Origin of the sequence: Micromonospora sp. NPDC051006 (assembly GCF_044456245.1) — a bacterium.
Lineage (GTDB): Bacteria > Actinomycetota > Actinomycetes > Mycobacteriales > Micromonosporaceae > Micromonospora.
Window position 1 is genome coordinate 148,670 of the sequence record NZ_JBITFP010000013.1, and the last position, 15,647, is coordinate 164,316.

The 15,647-nt window shown below is 72.7% G+C and carries 15 protein-coding genes; 7 read left to right on the forward strand and 8 right to left on the reverse strand.

All coding sequences use genetic code 11. The annotated features are described in order from the left end of the window. The first annotated feature begins 109 nt into the window (after window positions 1–109). Together ACIBBA_RS20730 and ACIBBA_RS20735 are read left to right on the forward strand one after the other, a co-directional pair. On the forward strand, window positions 110–691 hold the full coding sequence (locus ACIBBA_RS20730) for a TetR/AcrR family transcriptional regulator (protein WP_396699383.1): 582 nt from the start codon (window positions 110–112) through the stop codon (window positions 689–691). Next, entirely contained in the window at window positions 691–2,895 is a 2,205-nt protein-coding gene (locus ACIBBA_RS20735; protein ID WP_396699385.1) for an MMPL family transporter, read from the forward strand. Before ACIBBA_RS20730 ends, ACIBBA_RS20735 begins: the two co-directional genes overlap by 1 nt. A 95-nt stretch (window positions 2,896–2,990) precedes the next feature. Here the strand turns inward: ACIBBA_RS20735 and ACIBBA_RS20740 are convergent, their stop codons facing one another. Continuing rightward, a complete protein-coding gene (locus ACIBBA_RS20740; protein WP_396699387.1) occupies window positions 2,991–4,247 on the reverse strand; it encodes an erythromycin esterase family protein in 1,257 nt (418 codons plus the stop codon). 110 nt (window positions 4,248–4,357) lie between these two features. On the opposite strand from ACIBBA_RS20740, the gene ACIBBA_RS20745 reads away from it, so the two are divergent. Next, window positions 4,358–4,549, forward strand: a complete 192-nt coding sequence (locus ACIBBA_RS20745; protein WP_357051622.1) for a DUF2795 domain-containing protein — start codon at window positions 4,358–4,360, stop codon at window positions 4,547–4,549. Between the two features lie 44 nt (window positions 4,550–4,593). On the opposite strand, the gene erm is transcribed toward ACIBBA_RS20745, so the two are convergent. Both erm and ACIBBA_RS20755 read right to left on the reverse strand, forming a co-directional pair. Continuing rightward, a complete protein-coding gene (gene erm / locus ACIBBA_RS20750; RefSeq protein WP_396699389.1) occupies window positions 4,594–5,391 on the reverse strand; it encodes an ErmE/ErmH/ErmO/ErmR family 23S rRNA (adenine(2058)-N(6))-methyltransferase in 798 nt (265 codons plus the stop codon). A gap of 404 nt (window positions 5,392–5,795) precedes the next feature. Then, a complete protein-coding gene (locus ACIBBA_RS20755; protein ID WP_396699391.1) occupies window positions 5,796–6,707 on the reverse strand; it encodes a Gfo/Idh/MocA family protein in 912 nt (303 codons plus the stop codon). A 205-nt stretch (window positions 6,708–6,912) separates the two neighbouring features. Here ACIBBA_RS20755 and ACIBBA_RS20760 point away from each other — a divergent pair, with 205 nt between their 5' ends. Further along, a complete protein-coding gene (locus ACIBBA_RS20760) occupies window positions 6,913–7,305 on the forward strand; it encodes a hypothetical protein (RefSeq protein WP_350871749.1) in 393 nt (130 codons plus the stop codon). Continuing rightward, window positions 7,298–7,714 carry a hypothetical protein gene (locus tag ACIBBA_RS20765; RefSeq protein ID WP_350871747.1) on the forward strand — a complete coding sequence of 139 codons (417 nt, stop codon included), beginning with the start codon at window positions 7,298–7,300 and terminating at the stop codon, window positions 7,712–7,714. Before ACIBBA_RS20760 ends, ACIBBA_RS20765 begins: the two co-directional genes overlap by 8 nt. A 67-nt stretch (window positions 7,715–7,781) precedes the next feature. Here ACIBBA_RS20765 and fabG read toward each other — a convergent pair whose 3' ends face one another. Both fabG and ACIBBA_RS20775 read right to left on the reverse strand, forming a co-directional pair. Next, the gene (gene fabG / locus ACIBBA_RS20770; RefSeq protein ID WP_350871746.1) at window positions 7,782–8,540 is read right to left on the reverse strand and encodes a 3-oxoacyl-ACP reductase FabG; all 759 of its coding nucleotides are present in this window, start codon (window positions 8,538–8,540) and stop codon (window positions 7,782–7,784) included. Between the two features lie 99 nt (window positions 8,541–8,639). Next, window positions 8,640–10,292, reverse strand: a complete 1,653-nt coding sequence (locus ACIBBA_RS20775) for an alpha-amylase family protein (RefSeq protein ID WP_396699394.1) — start codon at window positions 10,290–10,292, stop codon at window positions 8,640–8,642. Between the two features lie 98 nt (window positions 10,293–10,390). Between ACIBBA_RS20775 and ACIBBA_RS20780 the strand changes: the two genes are divergently transcribed. Both ACIBBA_RS20780 and ACIBBA_RS20785 read left to right on the forward strand, forming a co-directional pair. After that, on the forward strand, window positions 10,391–10,999 hold the full coding sequence (locus tag ACIBBA_RS20780) for a DUF1349 domain-containing protein (RefSeq protein ID WP_396699396.1): 609 nt from the start codon (window positions 10,391–10,393) through the stop codon (window positions 10,997–10,999). 69 nt (window positions 11,000–11,068) lie between these two features. Beyond that, window positions 11,069–11,740, forward strand: coding sequence for a DedA family protein (locus ACIBBA_RS20785; protein ID WP_396699398.1), 672 nt, complete (start codon window positions 11,069–11,071; stop codon window positions 11,738–11,740). 28 nt (window positions 11,741–11,768) lie between these two features. On the opposite strand, the gene ACIBBA_RS20790 is transcribed toward ACIBBA_RS20785, so the two are convergent. The 3 genes from ACIBBA_RS20790 to ACIBBA_RS20800 form a co-directional block, all read right to left on the reverse strand. After that, complete coding sequence (locus ACIBBA_RS20790) at window positions 11,769–13,142, reverse strand: chitinase (RefSeq protein ID WP_396699400.1); 1,374 nt, start codon at window positions 13,140–13,142, stop codon at window positions 11,769–11,771. Between the two features lie 143 nt (window positions 13,143–13,285). Next, the gene (locus ACIBBA_RS20795) at window positions 13,286–14,695 is read right to left on the reverse strand and encodes a carbohydrate-binding protein (protein ID WP_396699402.1); all 1,410 of its coding nucleotides are present in this window, start codon (window positions 14,693–14,695) and stop codon (window positions 13,286–13,288) included. Between the two features lie 71 nt (window positions 14,696–14,766). Continuing rightward, window positions 14,767–15,573, reverse strand: coding sequence for a YidC/Oxa1 family membrane protein insertase (locus ACIBBA_RS20800; protein ID WP_396699404.1), 807 nt, complete (start codon window positions 15,571–15,573; stop codon window positions 14,767–14,769). Window positions 15,574–15,647: the final 74 nt, after the last annotated feature.

The window sequence follows — 15,647 nt, forward strand, 5'->3', positions numbered from 1 at the left end:
GGCGACGTAAACCTGCCCCTCCTGTGGGGAAGGCCACGCAATTCCTCTGACCGATCGGTCAGGCTCTGACCGATCGGTCAGGCATGCTGGTTCGCAGGGGGTGACCAGCGTGCGACGTGCGGAACCGGAGACCCGCGGCGAGATCCTGGCCGCGGCGACACGACGGTTCGCGGTGACCGGCTACCGAGGGACCTCGCTGCAGGACATCGCCAACGAGGTCGGCTGCTCGAAGGCCACCGTGCTCTACCACTTCGCCAACAAGGAAGCCCTGCTCACCGAGCTGATGGCCCCGGCGATCGCGGTGCTCCAGGCCCTCGACGAGACACTCACCGGGCTGATCGGCGCCGCGGCGCAGCAGGCCGCGGCCGAGGGCTTCGTCGACCTCGCGGTCCGCTTCCGGCGGGAGATCGCGCTGCTCCGCGGCGAGTTCCCCCAGCTGCTGCAACGACCGGCGTTCGCGCACGTCCAGCGGATCTCCGAACGACTGCGCGACGCCCTCGCCGGGCACACCGGCCGACCCAGCGCCCAGGTCGCGGCCCTGGTGCTGCTCGCCGGCATCTCCGAGACGTGCGCCGAGTTCGTCGAGATGCCCGACGCCGAACTGCGTCCCGCCCTGCTCGCCTTCGCGCGGCGGGCCCTCGAACCCGTCCCTGACCCATCTTTGACCCAGGACAAGGACAAGGAATCCTGATGGCGACCCTGCTCTACCGGCTCGGCCGGGGCTCGTTCCGCCGGCGGCGACTCGTCGTCGCGGTCTGGCTCGTCGTACTCGTCGGTCTCGGTCTGGCCGCGGCGACCCTGCGCGGCCCGACGGCGAGCAACTTCACCATGCCCGGCACCGAGTCCCAGCGCGCCCTCGACCTGCTGGCCACCCAGTTCCCGGCGGCCAGCGGCGCCACCGGCACCATCGCGCTGAAGGCGCCCGCGGACGGCCAACTGGCCACCCCGCAGGGCCAGGCCGTGGTGAAGGAGATCGTCCAGGAGGCCGGGACGCTGCCCGGCGTGGTCGGCGCGGTCGACCCGATGACGGTGGGCGCGGTCTCCCCGGACGGCCGGTACGCGTTGGTCCAGGTCCAGTTCGCCACCGGCGCCGACGAGGTCGACGACGCCCAGCGCGCCGCGTACGAGCGGGTCGGCGCGGCGGCCGAGGCGCAGGGCTGGCAGGTGGCCCCCGGCGGTGAGGTGCTCGGCGGCGAACCGGAGGTCGGCTCGACCGAGGCACTCGGTGTGGCGGTCGCGGCGATCGTCCTGATCATCACCTTCGGTTCGCTGGTCGCCGCCGGAATGACCATGCTGAACGCGTTGATCGGGGTCGGCGTCGGCATGGCCGGGCTCTTCGCGCTCAGCAGTGTCGTCGAGCTGACCAGCACCGCGCCGATCCTCGCGCTGATGCTCGGCCTGGCGGTCGGCATCGACTACTCGCTCTTCATCACCTCGCGGCACCGGCAGAACCTGCGGGAGGGGCTGCCACCGGACGAGGCGGTCGGCCGGGCTGTCGGCACCGCCGGCTCCGCCGTCCTCTTCGCCGGCGCCACCGTGGTCATCGCGCTGGCCGGGCTGGCCGTGGTCAACATCCCGTTCCTGACCGTGATGGGTCTGGCCGCGGCGGGCACGGTCACCGTGGCGGTGCTGGTCGCGCTGACCCTCCAGCCGGCGCTGCTCGGCTTCGCCGGCCGCAAGGTGCTCCCCCGCCGGCTGCGCTCGGCGCTGCCCGACCCGACGGCCGAGGACGCCTCGACGCCGGCCGACCCGACGCCCGCCGAGGACCGCTCCGCGTTCGGCTTCCGCTGGGCCCGGCTGATCACCCGGTTCCGGGTGCCGGTCATCCTGGTCGGGCTGCTCGGCCTCGGACTGCTCGCGCTGCCGACGCCGGACATGCGGCTGGCCCTGCCGGACGCCGGCTCGGCGGCGGTAGGCTCGCCGGCCCGGGTCTCCAACGACCTGGTCACCGAGGGCTTCGGGGCGGGCTTCACCGGCCGGCTGGCCGTCGTCGTGGCGGGCGACGACCCGCAGGCCACGGCGGCCGCCGTACCGCAGGTCACCGCGCTGATCCAGCGCACCGACAACGTCCTCGCGGTGGCGCCGCCGCAGCTCAGCCCGGACGGACGGACCGCCCTGCTCGGCGTGGTGCCGAAGACCGGCCCCACCGACGCGGCCACCGAGACGCTGGTACACGACATCCGGGGCGCGGTCGGCGGGATCCGGAACGCGGACGTGCTGCTGACCGGTGCCACCGCCATCGGCATCGACGTCTCGGAGAAGCTCTCCGACGCGCTCCCGATCTACCTGCTGCTGGTCGTCGGGCTCTCGGTGCTGCTGCTCATGCTGGTGTTCCGCTCGCTGGTGGTGCCGGTCAAGGCGGCGCTGGGCTTCCTGCTCACCGTCGCGGCGACGTTCGGCATCACGGTCGCGGTCTTCCAGCAGGGGCATCTGGCCGACCTGGTCGGCCTGGACACTCCGAGCCCGCTGGTCAGCTTCCTGCCGATCCTGCTGATCGGCATCCTGTTCGGCCTGGCCATGGACTACGAGGTCTTCCTGGTCTCCCGGATGCGGGAGGACTTCGTACACGGCGACACGGCCCAGCAGGCGACCATCAACGGAACGGGGCACGGGGCACGGGTGGTCACTGCGGCCGCGCTGATCATGATCTCGGTCTTCGGCGGCTTCGTCTTCCTGGAAGACCCGGTGATCAAGTCGATGGGCTTCGCGCTCGCCGTCGGCGTTGCCATCGACGCCTTCGTGGTCCGGATGACCATCGTGCCGGCGGTGATGTCCCTGCTCGGCGCCCGCGCCTGGTGGCTCCCCCGCTGGCTCGACCGGGCCCTGCCCAACGTCGACATCGAGGGCGAGGGCCTGCGCGCCCACCTCACCGACAAGACGCCCACCCCGGTCTGACCGGGGTCGATCATGCAGTTGTGGTGCCTCGCGAACCCGGCAGGACCGGGCGAGCCGGGCACCACAACTGCATGATCGCCGGGAACAGGGGGCGGTCAGACGCCGGCGGGGTAGGTCTCCATCTCGCCGGGCGTGGTCGTGGCGGGCAGCGGGTGCAGGGCGGTCGTCTCGTCGCACCAGATGAAGGCGTCGTACCGCTCGGCCAGGCGCGTCGGCACGTAGTTGCCCCAGGACTCGAACGACGGGTCGTAGACCACCCCCACCGCCCGGTGGTCGGCGGTGTCGGTGACCCAACCCGGCTGGTCCTCCCCGCCGAAGACCAGCACCGCCCGCTCCGGCATCAGCTCGTGCAGCCGCCGCTCGATCGAGCCCGGCCGGGCCGGCGGCACCGTCATCACCTCGGCCGGTGACCCCCAGCGCGGCGCGGCGACCACGTTCCCCCGGTAACAGCCGAAGCCGACCAGGGTGACCGCGTCGGCGCCGTGCCGTTCCCGGGCCAGCTGACCAATGTTGATCATCCCGTCCGCGGTCATGTCGGTGGCCCGCGCGTCGCCGACGTGGGTGTTGTGCGCCCACACCACGCCGCGCGCCTGCGGGCCGTACCGCTCGAGCAGCCGGTCCAGGGTGTCCTGCATGTGGATGTCCCGGATGTTCCAGGACTCCGGGCCGCCGGCCACCATCGCCCGGTAGTACCGCTCCGCGCCGGCCACCACCTCCGCGTTCTGCCAGGCCGAGAAGCGGTCCGGCCCGTCGGTCAGGGCCTGCTCCCGGGTCCGGGCCAGCAGCCGGACCACCTCCTCCTCGCAGCGCGCGGAGACGAACCGGCTGGCCGCGCCGTACTCCTCGACCCGCTTGCCGTACGGCTCGAAGCAGCGGTACGCGTCCTGCGCGGCCTCCAGCGACGTCGGGTCCTCCTCGCCGAGGTAGTCGAAGATGGCCTGCATCGACTCCCAGAGGCTGTACACGTCCAGCCCGTGGAACCCGGCCCGCTCCCCCTCCGGCCGCTCCACGTTCCAGGCCCGCAGCCAGCTGCAGAACCGGGCCACCTCGGCGTTCGCCCACATCCAGGTCGGCCAGCGCTCGAAACGCTGCAACGCCAGCTGCGGCTCGGTCGCGCCGCCCGGCGCGCCCGTCACCGAGCGGTGCACCCGGTCGCAGTCGGGCCAGTCCCCCTCCACCGCGACGAACGAGAACCCGCACTCGGCGATGAGCCGTCGGGTGAGCTGTTCGCGCAATCGGTAGTAGTCGTAGCTGCCGTGGGTGGACTCGCCGATCATCACCACCCGGGCGTCCCGGACGCGCTCCAGCAGGGGATCGAAGTCGCTCGGCGCGCCGAGCCGCTGAACCAGCATGCCAGCGGCTACCCGGCCGGTCGGCGGGCAAACAGCCGGCGCGTCGGCCGCGACACGCCGGCCGGCCGGTCCACCGGTGTGCCGCCAGGCTGAGCGGGTAGCCGCCGGACATGACCGTTACCGGGGTGCAGTGGCAGGAGTACCTGGCCGGGCTCGACTACCCGGTCTCCCGCGAGGACCTGGTCCGGTGGGCCCAGGAGAACGGGGCGAGCACCGAGATGTTGCAGATGTTGCGGGCGTTGCCGGCGGAACAGTTCGACGCCCCCGCCGAGCTGCACGAGGCGCTCGGCACCCTCGCCTGAGGGCCGGCGCGGGCGGGCCGGTCGACCCGCCCGCGCCGGTGTGTTCAGCGGGCGTGCAGCAACCGGAACAGCACCAGCCACTGCTCCGGCCAGACGTGCCCGACCGGGGTGGCCGGGTCCAGCCGGGTGGCCCGCAGCGCCGCCGCCACCCGGGCCGGCGGATACCGCCGGCGCAGCGAGGCCGCGAGCGACCCGCCGACGCCGCCGAAGCCCAGCTCCACCATCCGGCGGTACGCGGGCAGCGCGGCCGGGGAGAGCAGCGGTTCGCCCCGGCGGTCGATGCGCAGGATGCCCGCGTCCACCCGAGGCACCGGGCGGAACGCGGTGCGGGGCACCCGCCCGGCCAGCTGCCAGGAGAACTCCGGCCAGGTCGACACGGTCAGCCGCGTCCACCGGCCGTAGTCGCCGCTGCGGCGGCGGGCGTACTCCAGTTGGGTGAGCAGGGTCGCCGCGCGCAGCCCGGGAGCGGCCAGGCACCACCGGACCACCGCCGAGGTCAGCGACCAGGGGATGTTGCCGACCACCGCGAACGGTTCGGCCGGCGGTTCGGCGGTGAGGAAGTCGGCCTGGCGGTGCCGGACGTGCGGCAGCGCCGCGCAGACCACGGCCAGCTCGGCGGCGGCGGCCGGGGCGACCTCGTAGGCCACCAGCCGGCCGCAGTGGGCGGCGAGCGGCCGGGTCAGCTGACCGCGACCGGCGCCGACCTCCAGCAGGAGGCCAGCCGGATCCGACCGGGCCGACCGGACGACCCGGTCGATGGCGGCCGGGTCGGTGAGGAAGTTCTGGGAGAGTACGCGACGGGACCGGTCGCGTTCGGTTGCTCGGGTACGGCGGGGCGCCACGTGTCGTCGTCCTGTCTGTCGCCGTTCGGCGACGGGGCGGACAGGCAGCCCGAAGCGGGGCCTGTCCGAGTGGATCGGGACTCGGACGGCCCTGGAGATGGCGCGGGAGTGCGCCTGCGGTCAGTCGCGGGTCGCGTCCCGGCCGGCCAGGGCCGGACGCCGGACTCGCGGACGGGACACCAGCAGGGGGCCCCGGGCGGCCGGCGTGCCGACCACCTCGATCAGGGCATGCGTGAACATGCCCGCCACGCTAACCCCCACGGCCCCATCCCACGACCCATTTCCTCCCGGCCAACCCCGCAGGCAATCCCCGTTGATCATGAAGTTGTTGCCACGACACGCCGGTGCGCAGGACAACAACTTCATGATCGACGAGGCGAGAGAAGGGAAGCGCAGGTTCGGGGTCAGTCCGGGAGGGGGACGGTGACGGTGCGGGACTCGGTGCGGGCGGTCTCAGCGGCGGCCAGCACGGCGACCACCTCGCGGCCGAAGCGCACGTCGCAGCGGTGGTCCCGGGTGCCCGCCTCGATCTCCTCCAGCAGCTGGTCGATCGCCACCGAGAAGGCGGTCGCCGGGCTGGTCTGCGGCTCCGGCGCGGTCTCGATGCCGTTCTCGCCGAAATAGACGATCTCCCGGGCCATCGCCTCGGTCGGGGCGTCCAGGGTCAGCGAGGCGCTGCTGGTGGCGCCCCCGTCGTGCGTGAGCAGCAGGTGCACGATGCCGCTCGGGCCGTTCATCGCCGCCACCCGGGTGACCCGGCCCATCACCGGCAGCAGCAGCGAGAGCGCGTGCGGGCCGATGTCCCACAGCGCGCCGTGCTCCCGTCGCCACTGCGACTCGCCGTAGGGGTTCCCCGGCTGGTAGATCGACGCGAACATCGTCGCCCTGGCGTGCTGCCAGCCGCCCGCGGCGGCGGTGGCGGCGAGGAACGCGGTGACGTTCGGCTGGTAGCGCTGGGTGAAGAAGACCACCGACGCGACCCCGGAGCCCTGCGCGGCGGCCACCACCCGGTCGGCGTCCGCGACGTCGAGCGCGAGCGGCTTGTCCAGCAGCAGATGCCGGCCGGCGGTGGCGGCCCGGACCGCGATGTCCGCCTGGATGTCGGGGGGCAGGGCGACAGCGACCGCGTCGCAGGCGTCGATCAACGCGTCGGCGTCGTCGAAGGCCGGCACGTTGTACCGGTCGGCCAGGGCGCCGGCCCGCTCCGGATTCCGCCCCCACACCCCGACCAGCTCGGCACGGGGGTGCGCGTCGAGCGCCGCCCCGTGCGTCTCCGTCGCCCAGTGACCGGTGCCGAACAAACCGAACCGCAGCACGACCATCCCCCGCCGTTGTCGTCCACCGCGGCGACGCCGCAGCCCGTGATCCACGCTAGCCTCCCGGCCACGACGGTGCAGGCGGCGGGGCCGGACGTCACCGTCGACCCGGCCGGTGCCCGCGTGGCGGGGCGGGGCCGAGGGGCGGTTACTACGACGGTTAGTAGGCTGTGCCGGTGACCGAGCCAAGGACCGGGTGGTCCCGATGACCGCCACCGCGGCGGGTTCGCCGGTGGACGGCGTCCTCGCCACCGTGTCGATCGTGCTGTCGCTCGTACTCGCGCTGTGGGCCCTGGTGTGCGCGGCGCGCAACCGGCCGCCGGACCGCGCGCAGTTGATCGGGCTGGCCCTGCTGGAGCTGGCGCTGCTCGCGCTGGCCGTGGTGGCGCTGGTCGCGCTCGGCGGCGGCGAGCGGCCGGGCGAGCCGGGCGCCTTCTTCGGCTACCTGGTGACGCTGGTCTGCCTGCCGCCGCTGGCCTGGGTGCTGGCCCGGATGGAGCCGACCCGCTGGGGCTCGGGGATCGTCTGCGCGGTCTGCCTGGTGACCCCGGTGGTCGTGGTCCGGCTCCAGCAGACCTGGGAGGTGCTCGGTGGTTGAGACCTCCGCGACCCGGCGCGGGACCAACAAGGGACCGGGCCGGCTGCTGATCGCCGTCTACATCCTCTTCGCCATCGCCGCGACCTCGCGGGCCGGGCTGCAACTCGCCACGAAGTTCGACGAGGCGCCGGTGGCCTACCTGCTCTCCGCGCTGGCCGCGGTGATCTACATCGTCGCTGCGGTGGGGTTGGCCCGCGCCGGGCACACCGGCCGGCGGATCGCGCTGGCCTGCTGCTCGGTGGAGCTGGTCGGCGTGCTCGCGGTGGGCGTGCTCAGCCTGGTGGACGCCGAGCTCTTCCCCGACGAGACGGTCTGGTCGGAGTTCGGCAGCGGGTACGGCTACATCCCGCTGGTCCTCCCGATCCTGGGGCTCTACTGGCTCTGGCGCACCCGCCGCTCCCCCGCCTGACACCCGGCCGGGAGACCGCGATGGCCGCCCCGTGCGGAGCGGCCATCGGGCGGGCTGGCGCGGCCGGTCAGTCCTTGGGGCCGCCGGCGACGTAGATGACCTGGCCGGAGACGAAGGACGCGCCCTCGCTGACCAGGAACGAGATGGTGTGCGCGACGTCCTCCGGCCGGCCGGTGCGGCGGACCGGGATCTCCGCGGCGGCGTGCTGCTGGAGCGCCTCGAATTCGACCTTCATCCGGGCGGCAGTCGCCGCGGTCATGTCGGTGACGATGAAGCCGGGCGCGACCGCGTTCACGGTGACCCCGAACGGGCCCAGCTCGATGGCGAGGGTCTTGGTCAGCCCCTGCAGGCCGGCCTTGGCGGTGGAGTAGTTGGCCTGGCCGCGGTTGCCCAGCGCCGAGGTGCTGGACAGGTTGACGATCCGACCCCACTTCCGCTCGACCATGTGCTTCTGGGTGGCCTGGCTGAACAGGAAGGCGCCGCGCAGGTGCACGCCCAGCACGGTGTCCCAGTCGGCGTCGGTCATCTTGAACAGCAGGTTGTCGCGGAGCACGCCGGCGTTGTTGACCAGCACGGTCGGCGCGCCCAGCTCGGCGGCGACCCGCTCGACCGCCGCCTCGACCTGATCCCGCTGGGCGACGTCGGCGCCGACGCCGAGCGCCCGACCGCCGGCGGCGGCGATCGCGTCGACGGTTTCCTTCGTCGCCGACTCCTCGATGTCGACCACGGCGACCGCCAGGCCGTCAGCGGCGAGCCGGCGAGCGGTGGCCGCGCCGATTCCGCGCGCGGCTCCGGTGACGATGGCGACGCGGGGCTCCTCCGACATGATTACCTCCCGGTAACTTGGGGTCGATCGAAGGAGCTTAACCCAGCGGTACGCGCCGGATCAGTGCCCGCCGGACGGCCCGACGGCCGCCGCGCATCCTCAGAAGGACCGGCTGCGGCAGAGCCGGATCCACCGGTAGCCGTGGCCCGCGAGCTTGAGGCGGTCCAGCTTGCCGACCTCGTCGTAGCCCCGGTCGGTGAGCACGTCGATCGGCAGGTCCGCCTCCGGTTCCAGCGTGCTCAGGTCTACCTCCACGTCCTCGGTGCCGAGGTTGTGCAGGAAGACCATGGTCCCGCTCGGGCCGTCGGCGCGGTGCGCGAGCACGCCCGGCGGCATCGGCACGTCGATGTGGGTGGTCGAGCCGGACCCGATCTCCGGGGCCTCGCGCAGCGTCCGGATCATCCGCTCGAACCAGCTGAGCAGGGAGCGCGGGTCCCTGCGCTGGGCGGTCACGTTCACCTTGTCGTACGCGTAGTCGCCCTTGTCGATCACCGGGCGGACCAGCTTCTCCGGCTCGGCGCTGGAGAACCCGCCGTTGGGCTGGTACGACCACTGCATCGGGGTACGGATCGCGTCGCGCCCCGGTAGCGACAGGTCCTCCCCCATGCCGATCTCCTCGCCGTAGCGCAGCACCGGCGTGCCGCGCAGCGAGAACTGCAGGGCGTACGCCAGCTCGATGTGCCGCCGGTCGTTGCCGAGCATCGGGGCGAGCCGGCGCCGGATGCCCCGGCCGTAGAGCTGCATCTCCTCGTCCGGGCCGAACTTCGCCAACACGTCGTTGCGCTGGTCGGCGGTGAGCCGGGACAGGTCGATCTCGTCGTGGTTGCGCAGGAAGGTCGCCCACTGGCCGCCCACGGGCAGCGTCGGGGTGTCGCGCAGCGCGTCGATGATCGCCTCCGGGTCCTCCCTGGCGAGAGCGAGCATCAGCCGGCCGTTGAGCATGAAGTCGAAGAGCATGTGGATCCGGTTGCCCGACCCGTTTCCGTCACCGAAGTAGACCGGCAGCTGATCCGGCTCGACGTTCGCCTCGGCCAGCAGGACCGCGTCGCCGCGCCGCCACTGCACGTGCTGGCGCAGGTCGGTGAGGAAGTCGAAGTCCTTCGGGGAGTTCGGGTTGCCCGGCTCGGTCTGCTCGATGATGAACGGCACCGCGTCCATCCGGAAGCCGGATACGCCGAGCTGGAGCCAGAACGAGGTGATCTTCTTGATCTCCTCGCGCACCTTCGGGTTCTCGATGTTGAGGTCCGGCTGGAACTTGTAGAACCGGTGGTAGTACCACGCCTTGGCGGTCCGGTCGTAGCTCCACGTCTCGTGCTGCTCGCCCGGGAAGACCATGCCCTGGTGACGGTCCTCCGGCTCCTGGTCGGCCCAGACGTACCAGTCCCGGTACGGCGAGTCCGGCGAGGAGCGGGCCGACTGGAACCACGGGTGCTGGTCGGAGGTGTGGTTGACCACCAGGTCGATGATCACCCGGATGCCCCGGTTCTGCGCCTGGTGCAGCAGCTCGGCGAAGTCACCGAGCGTCCCGAAGCGCGGGTCGACGTTGTAGAAGTCGGTCGCGTCGTAGCCGTCGTCCTTGTTGGGCGACGGGTGGATCGGGTTGAGCCAGAGGCAGGTCACCCCGAGCCGGGCCAGGTAGTCCAGCCGTCCGATCAGGCCCCGGATGTCGCCGACCCCGTCGCCGTCGGAGTCCACGTACGTGTCGATGTCGAGGCAGTAGACGACGGCCTCGGAGTACCACCTGTCACCCATGCCCGGTTACCTTCTCCGATCCGCCGGCCCGGCAAACGCCTGCGGCACGACGCCGGCCCGGCAAACGCCTGCGGCGCGACGCCGGTACGGTGCCGGTCATGCGCGACACGACCGACACCGAGCCGATCGACTGGTCCTCCGGGAGCTGGCTGCACCGACCGGTCCGGGCCGACGGCACGCCGGAGGGGCACCTGGTGGTCGAGCCGGCGGCCGGCAGCGACTTCTGGCGACACACCAGCTACGGCTTCGTGCACGACGACGGGCCGGCCCTGCTCGCCGCGTTCGGCGCCGGCACGGCCGTCGAGGTGAGCTTCCGGCTGGCCTTCACCGAGCAGTTCGACCAGGCCGGCGTGTTGGTCCGCACCGACGAGCGGAACTGGATCAAGGCCGGCGTGGAGGTCAGCGACGGCCAGCCGCAGCTCGGCGCGGTGGTCACCCGGGAGGTCTCGGACTGGTCGGTCGCCCCGGTGCCGGAGTGGGCCGGGCGGGAGGTGACCGTCCGGGCCAGCCGTTCGGGCGACGCGCTGACCGTCCGGGCCCGGGTGGCCGGTGAGCCGTGGCGGCTGGTCCGGCTCGCCCCGCTGGCGCCCGACGCCGAGGTGTTCGCCGGCCCGTTCTGCTGCTCGCCCACCCGGGGCGGGCTGGCGGTCCACTTCACCGGTTGGCGGGTGGGACCGGCCGACGCGGCCCTGCATCCGTCGGACTGAGCCGGCAGGTGTGCCCGGCGCGCGGCGGGGTACAGATATCCGATCCCCTCCGCCGTGGAAAGGATCGCCATGCCGCTCGCCGAGAACGTCGACCCGAGCCGACTCGGCGGGCTGACCGGCTGGGTGGCCGGGGTGATCGACTCTGCCGGCGCCCTGGGCGTCGCCCTGCTGGTCGCCCTGGAGAGCATCGTCCCGCCGATCCCGAGTGAGATCGTCCTGGCGATGGCCGGTTACCTGGCCGGCGAGGGGCGGTTCAACGTCTTCGTGGTGGCGCTCGCGGCGACCGCCGGCTCACTGATCGGCGCGCTGGTCCTCTACTGGTTGGGCGCGGTGGTCGGTGAGGACCGGCTGAAGCGCTGGCTGGACCGGCTGCCCCTGGTCGACCTGGACGACCTGGAGCGCGCCGACCGCTGGTTCGAGCGGTACGGCCGCTGGGCGGTCTTCTTCGGTCGGATGATGCCGGTGGTACGCAGCCTGGTCTCGATCCCCGCCGGCACGAACCGCATGCCGCTGCCCGAGTTCGTCGTGCTGACCACGCTGGGCAGCGGGATCTGGAACGCGATCTTGGTCGGCGGCGGCTACGCCCTCGGCTCCCGGTGGCAGCAGTTGGAGCAGTACAGCAGCTGGTTCGACTACGGCATCATCGCCCTCTTCGCGATCCTGATCGGGTGGTGGGTGGTGAAGAAGATCCGCCGCCGCGGCCGGCGGCGCGACCGGCAGTCGGTGACCGCCGGTCGCTGACCGCGTACGGCCCGGCCGTGGCGAGCGCTCAGGGCAGGGTGTCGAGGTGCGGGGCGACGGTGCGGGCGAAGCCGTTGCCGTTGCTGACGTCCCAGTTGACCGACCAGGTCATCGCGCCCCGGATGCCGGGGTAGGTGCGCGGCGGGCGGAAGCTGCCGCAGTTGGTGCCCCGGGCCAGACAGTCCAGGGCGGCGTTGACCACGCTGGGTGCGACGATGCCCCCACCGGCCGCGCCGGGCCCGGCGGGCAGCCCGAGCCCGACCTGGTCGGGGCGCAACCCGGCCTCCAACTGGATGCAGGCCAGCGCGACGATGAAGTTCACCGTGCCCTGGGCGTACGCGGCGTTGTTGTCGCAGCCGAGCATCGCGCCCGAGTTGTAGAACTGGGTGTTGACCACGGTGAGGATGTCCTTGATGTCGAGTGCCAGCTTGAAGTAGCTGCCGGCCGGTGACTGCATGTCGATGGTCTGTGGCGCCATCGCGATGATCAGGCCGGTGCCGACCTTCGCCCGCAACGAGCGCAGCGCCTGCGCCATGTAGGTCGGGTTGAGCCCGTTCTCCAGGTCGATGTCGACCCCGTCGAAGCCGTACCGTTGGATCAGCGCGTGGACGGTGTCGCTGAACGCGGCGGCGGAGGCGGGGTCGTTGACCGCCACCCGGCCGGTCTCGCCACCCACCGAGATGATCACCTTCTTGCCCCGGCTCTGCAGGGTCCGGACGTCCGCGGCGAAGTCGGCGTCGGTGTAGCCGCCCAGCGCGGCCGAGAGCCCGGGGTCGACGGCGAAGGTGACCGCGCCCGGAGTCGAGGTGGCCTCGGCGAAGGCGACCGCCACCAGGTCGTACTCGGCCGGCACGTCGCGCAACCGCAGCTCGACGGCCGGGTTGTCGAAGTTGTGCCAGTACCCGGTGAGCAGGTGCTTCGGCAGGCTGCCGGTGGGCGGCGGGGTGGTCGGCGGTGGGGTGGTCGGCGGCGGCGTGGTCGGGGGTGGGGTCGTCGGCGGGGTGCCGCCGCCGCACGGGGCACCGTTGAGCTGGCAGTTGGCCGGGCTGCCGGGGCCGCTGCCCAGGAAGCCGAAGGAGACCGAGGCGCCCGGCGCGATGCTGCCGTTCCAGGACCGGTTGGTGAAGGTGTGCCGCTGGCCGGCGGTGGTGAGCAGCGCGTCCCAGTAGCTGCCGACGGTGGTGCCGGCCGGCAGGTCGAAGGTGACGTTCCAACCGTTGACGGTCGACCCGCCGCCGTTGGTGATGGTGTACTTCCCCTCCCAACCGGAGCCCCAGTCGGAGGTCTTGACGAAGGTCGCGGTGGCTCCGGCGGCGAATGCGGGCAGCGCCACCCAGGCCGCGCCGACCGTGGCGGCCAGCAGGGTGACCAGGGACAGGACAAGGGATCTGGAACGCTTCATACGACCCTCCGCATCCGGGCGGACATCCACGGACATCAACGTTGGCGCCTATTATTAAGACTGTTAACTGTTTCTGTCCAGAGGCGGCTGCCCGCCGGGGCCGGCCGGGCCCCCGCACGGCGGTCACGGGGGCCCGACCGGGGTCAGCGGCGGAAGGTGAACCAGTTGACGTTGACGAAGTCGTTCGGCTGGCCGCTGGAGAAGGTCAGGTAGACGGTCTGCCGGCCGGTGGCCGCGGCGACGTTGCCGGGCACCGAGCGCCAGCTCTGCCAGCCGCCGGTGTTGCCGATCGCGAAGCTGCCGATCGTCGCACCGGTCGGGCTGCCCAACCGCACCTCGACCAGGCCGCTCACACCCCCACCCGCGCCGGACGCGACCCTCGCCACGAAGTCGCGGGGCGGGGTGGAGCCGAACTCGACGTTGTCGAAGCGGACCCAGTCACCGTTGCGCAGCGCGCCGATGTTCTGCCCGCCCTCGCTGCACGCCTCGACGATCACGCCGTTCTGGCCGTTGAACGACTCGGCCTGGATGGTCGCGTAGGCGTCACGCACGCCGGACGGCGGCGGGTCGGTCGGCGGCGGGGTGCTGCCGCCACCGCGGCTGTAGACCGCGACGTAGTCGACCAGCATCGGTCGGCCCGGCACGGTCGAGGCGGTCGGCGTGGTGGAGCCGGCCACCCCGTTCGGGAAGCCCCCGCCCATCGCCACGTTGAGCAGGAGGAAGTAGCCGGCGTGCGAGGTCATCTGGCTCCAGTACGTCGCGCCGACCTGGGACTGGGTGACGGTGTGGTAGACCTGCCCGTCGACGTACCAGCGCAGCTGCTGCGGGCTGGCCGCGGCGTCCCACTCGAAGCGGTAGGTGTGGAACGCCGACTGGCAGGTGCTGCCCGGGCAGGCGCGGGAGGCGCCGAGCCCGTTGAACTCGTTGCACGGCCCGCCGGGCGCGACACCGCAGTGCAGCACTCCCCAGACCGAGTTGATCCCGTTGACGTTCTCCATCACGTCGAACTCGCCGATGCCCGGCCAGTTCTGGTAGTTGCCCCGGTAGGGCGCGCCGAGCGCCCAGAACGCCGGCCAGTAGCCGGCAGCCTGCGCGCCGGTCACGTTCGGCATCTGGATCCGGCCCTCGATGGCCAGCACTCCGCCGGACGGGGGCTTGAAGTTGCTCCGGACCGTCTCGATGCGGGACGAGGTCCAGCGGCCGGAGCCGTCGCGCAACGGCGTGATGCGCAGGTTGCCGCCACCGTCGTGGCTGACGTTGGCGGTGCTGTTGGTGTAGGTCTGGATCTCCCCGGTGCCCCAGTTCGGCGGGCCACCGGGATAGCTGGTGCCGGTGTCGATGATCCAGTTGGCCGAGGACGGCAACGTGCCGGCCGCGCCGGTGAAGTCGTCGCTCCAGACCAGGCTCCAGCCGGAGGGCGGCGGGGGCACCGCGGCGTGCGCGGTCATGGTGATCCCGGCCAGGGCGGTGGTGGCGGTGGCGAGCAGGGCGAACGCCAGCCGCAGCCGGCGTCGTGCGGACGGGGCGGCGGACGCCGCCGGGGCAGTTCTCATGACTGTGCCTCTCTGCGGGGACGGGCGAGAGAGCGCTCTCTCACGAGTTGTACGTCCCCTCGGGACAGTTGTCAACGTCGATCGATGTCCGCACCGGCCGGCACCGCCCGCGGCCGGCGCAGGACGGCCTGCTCCAGCGCCGACCAGGCCGTCGTGGTGACCAGGTAGAGCACCGCGGCCAGCGGCAGGACCAGCGCCACCAGCACCGTGGCGTAGGGCAGCAGCGGCAGCAACCGCGCCAGCGCCGCGCCCACGCCCTCGGCCGACGCGTCGCGCTCGGCCCCGCCGGTCCGGGCCACCGGGCCGATGGCGGCCGTTCCGGTCGGCGGCGTCGCGTCGGCGGCGGCCGAGGCCCGGCGCATCCGCCGGGACGTCCACCAGGCGAGCGCCAGCAGGGCCGCCAGCAGTACGGCGAAGAGCGGCCCGGCCGCGCCGGCCAACCCGTCGCCGAGATGGTGGCCGAGCGGCACCCCGGCCAGCCGCTCGTCGAGCAGCCCGGTGCCGCCCTCGGTGGTGCTGAACAGCCGATACATCACCAGCAGGAAGGGCGCCTGGAGCAGCACCGGCAGGCAGCCGGCGACCGGGTTGGCGCCGGCCGACCGGTAGAGCGCGAAGAGTTCGCTCTGCAACCGGGCCGGGTCGTCCGCACACCGCCGCTGCAGGTCGCGTACCTGCGGGGCGAGCGCCGCGCGGCGGCGCTCCCCGCGGACCTGCGCGACGGTGAGCGGGGAGATCAGCAGGCGGACGGCGACGGTGAAGAGCACGATCGCGGCGGCCGTGGCCGCGCCACCGGCGAGCGGTTCGAGCAGGGTGGTGAGGGCGGAGAGCGCGGAGCCGGCGGCGCCGACCGCGGCGTGCAGTGGTGCGAAGGCGAGCATGGGTGTCCCTCGGTTGCGATTCCGGGTGGTCCCGACCGGGCGCGCAGGCCCAGGTGGGACGGATGACGGCGGAA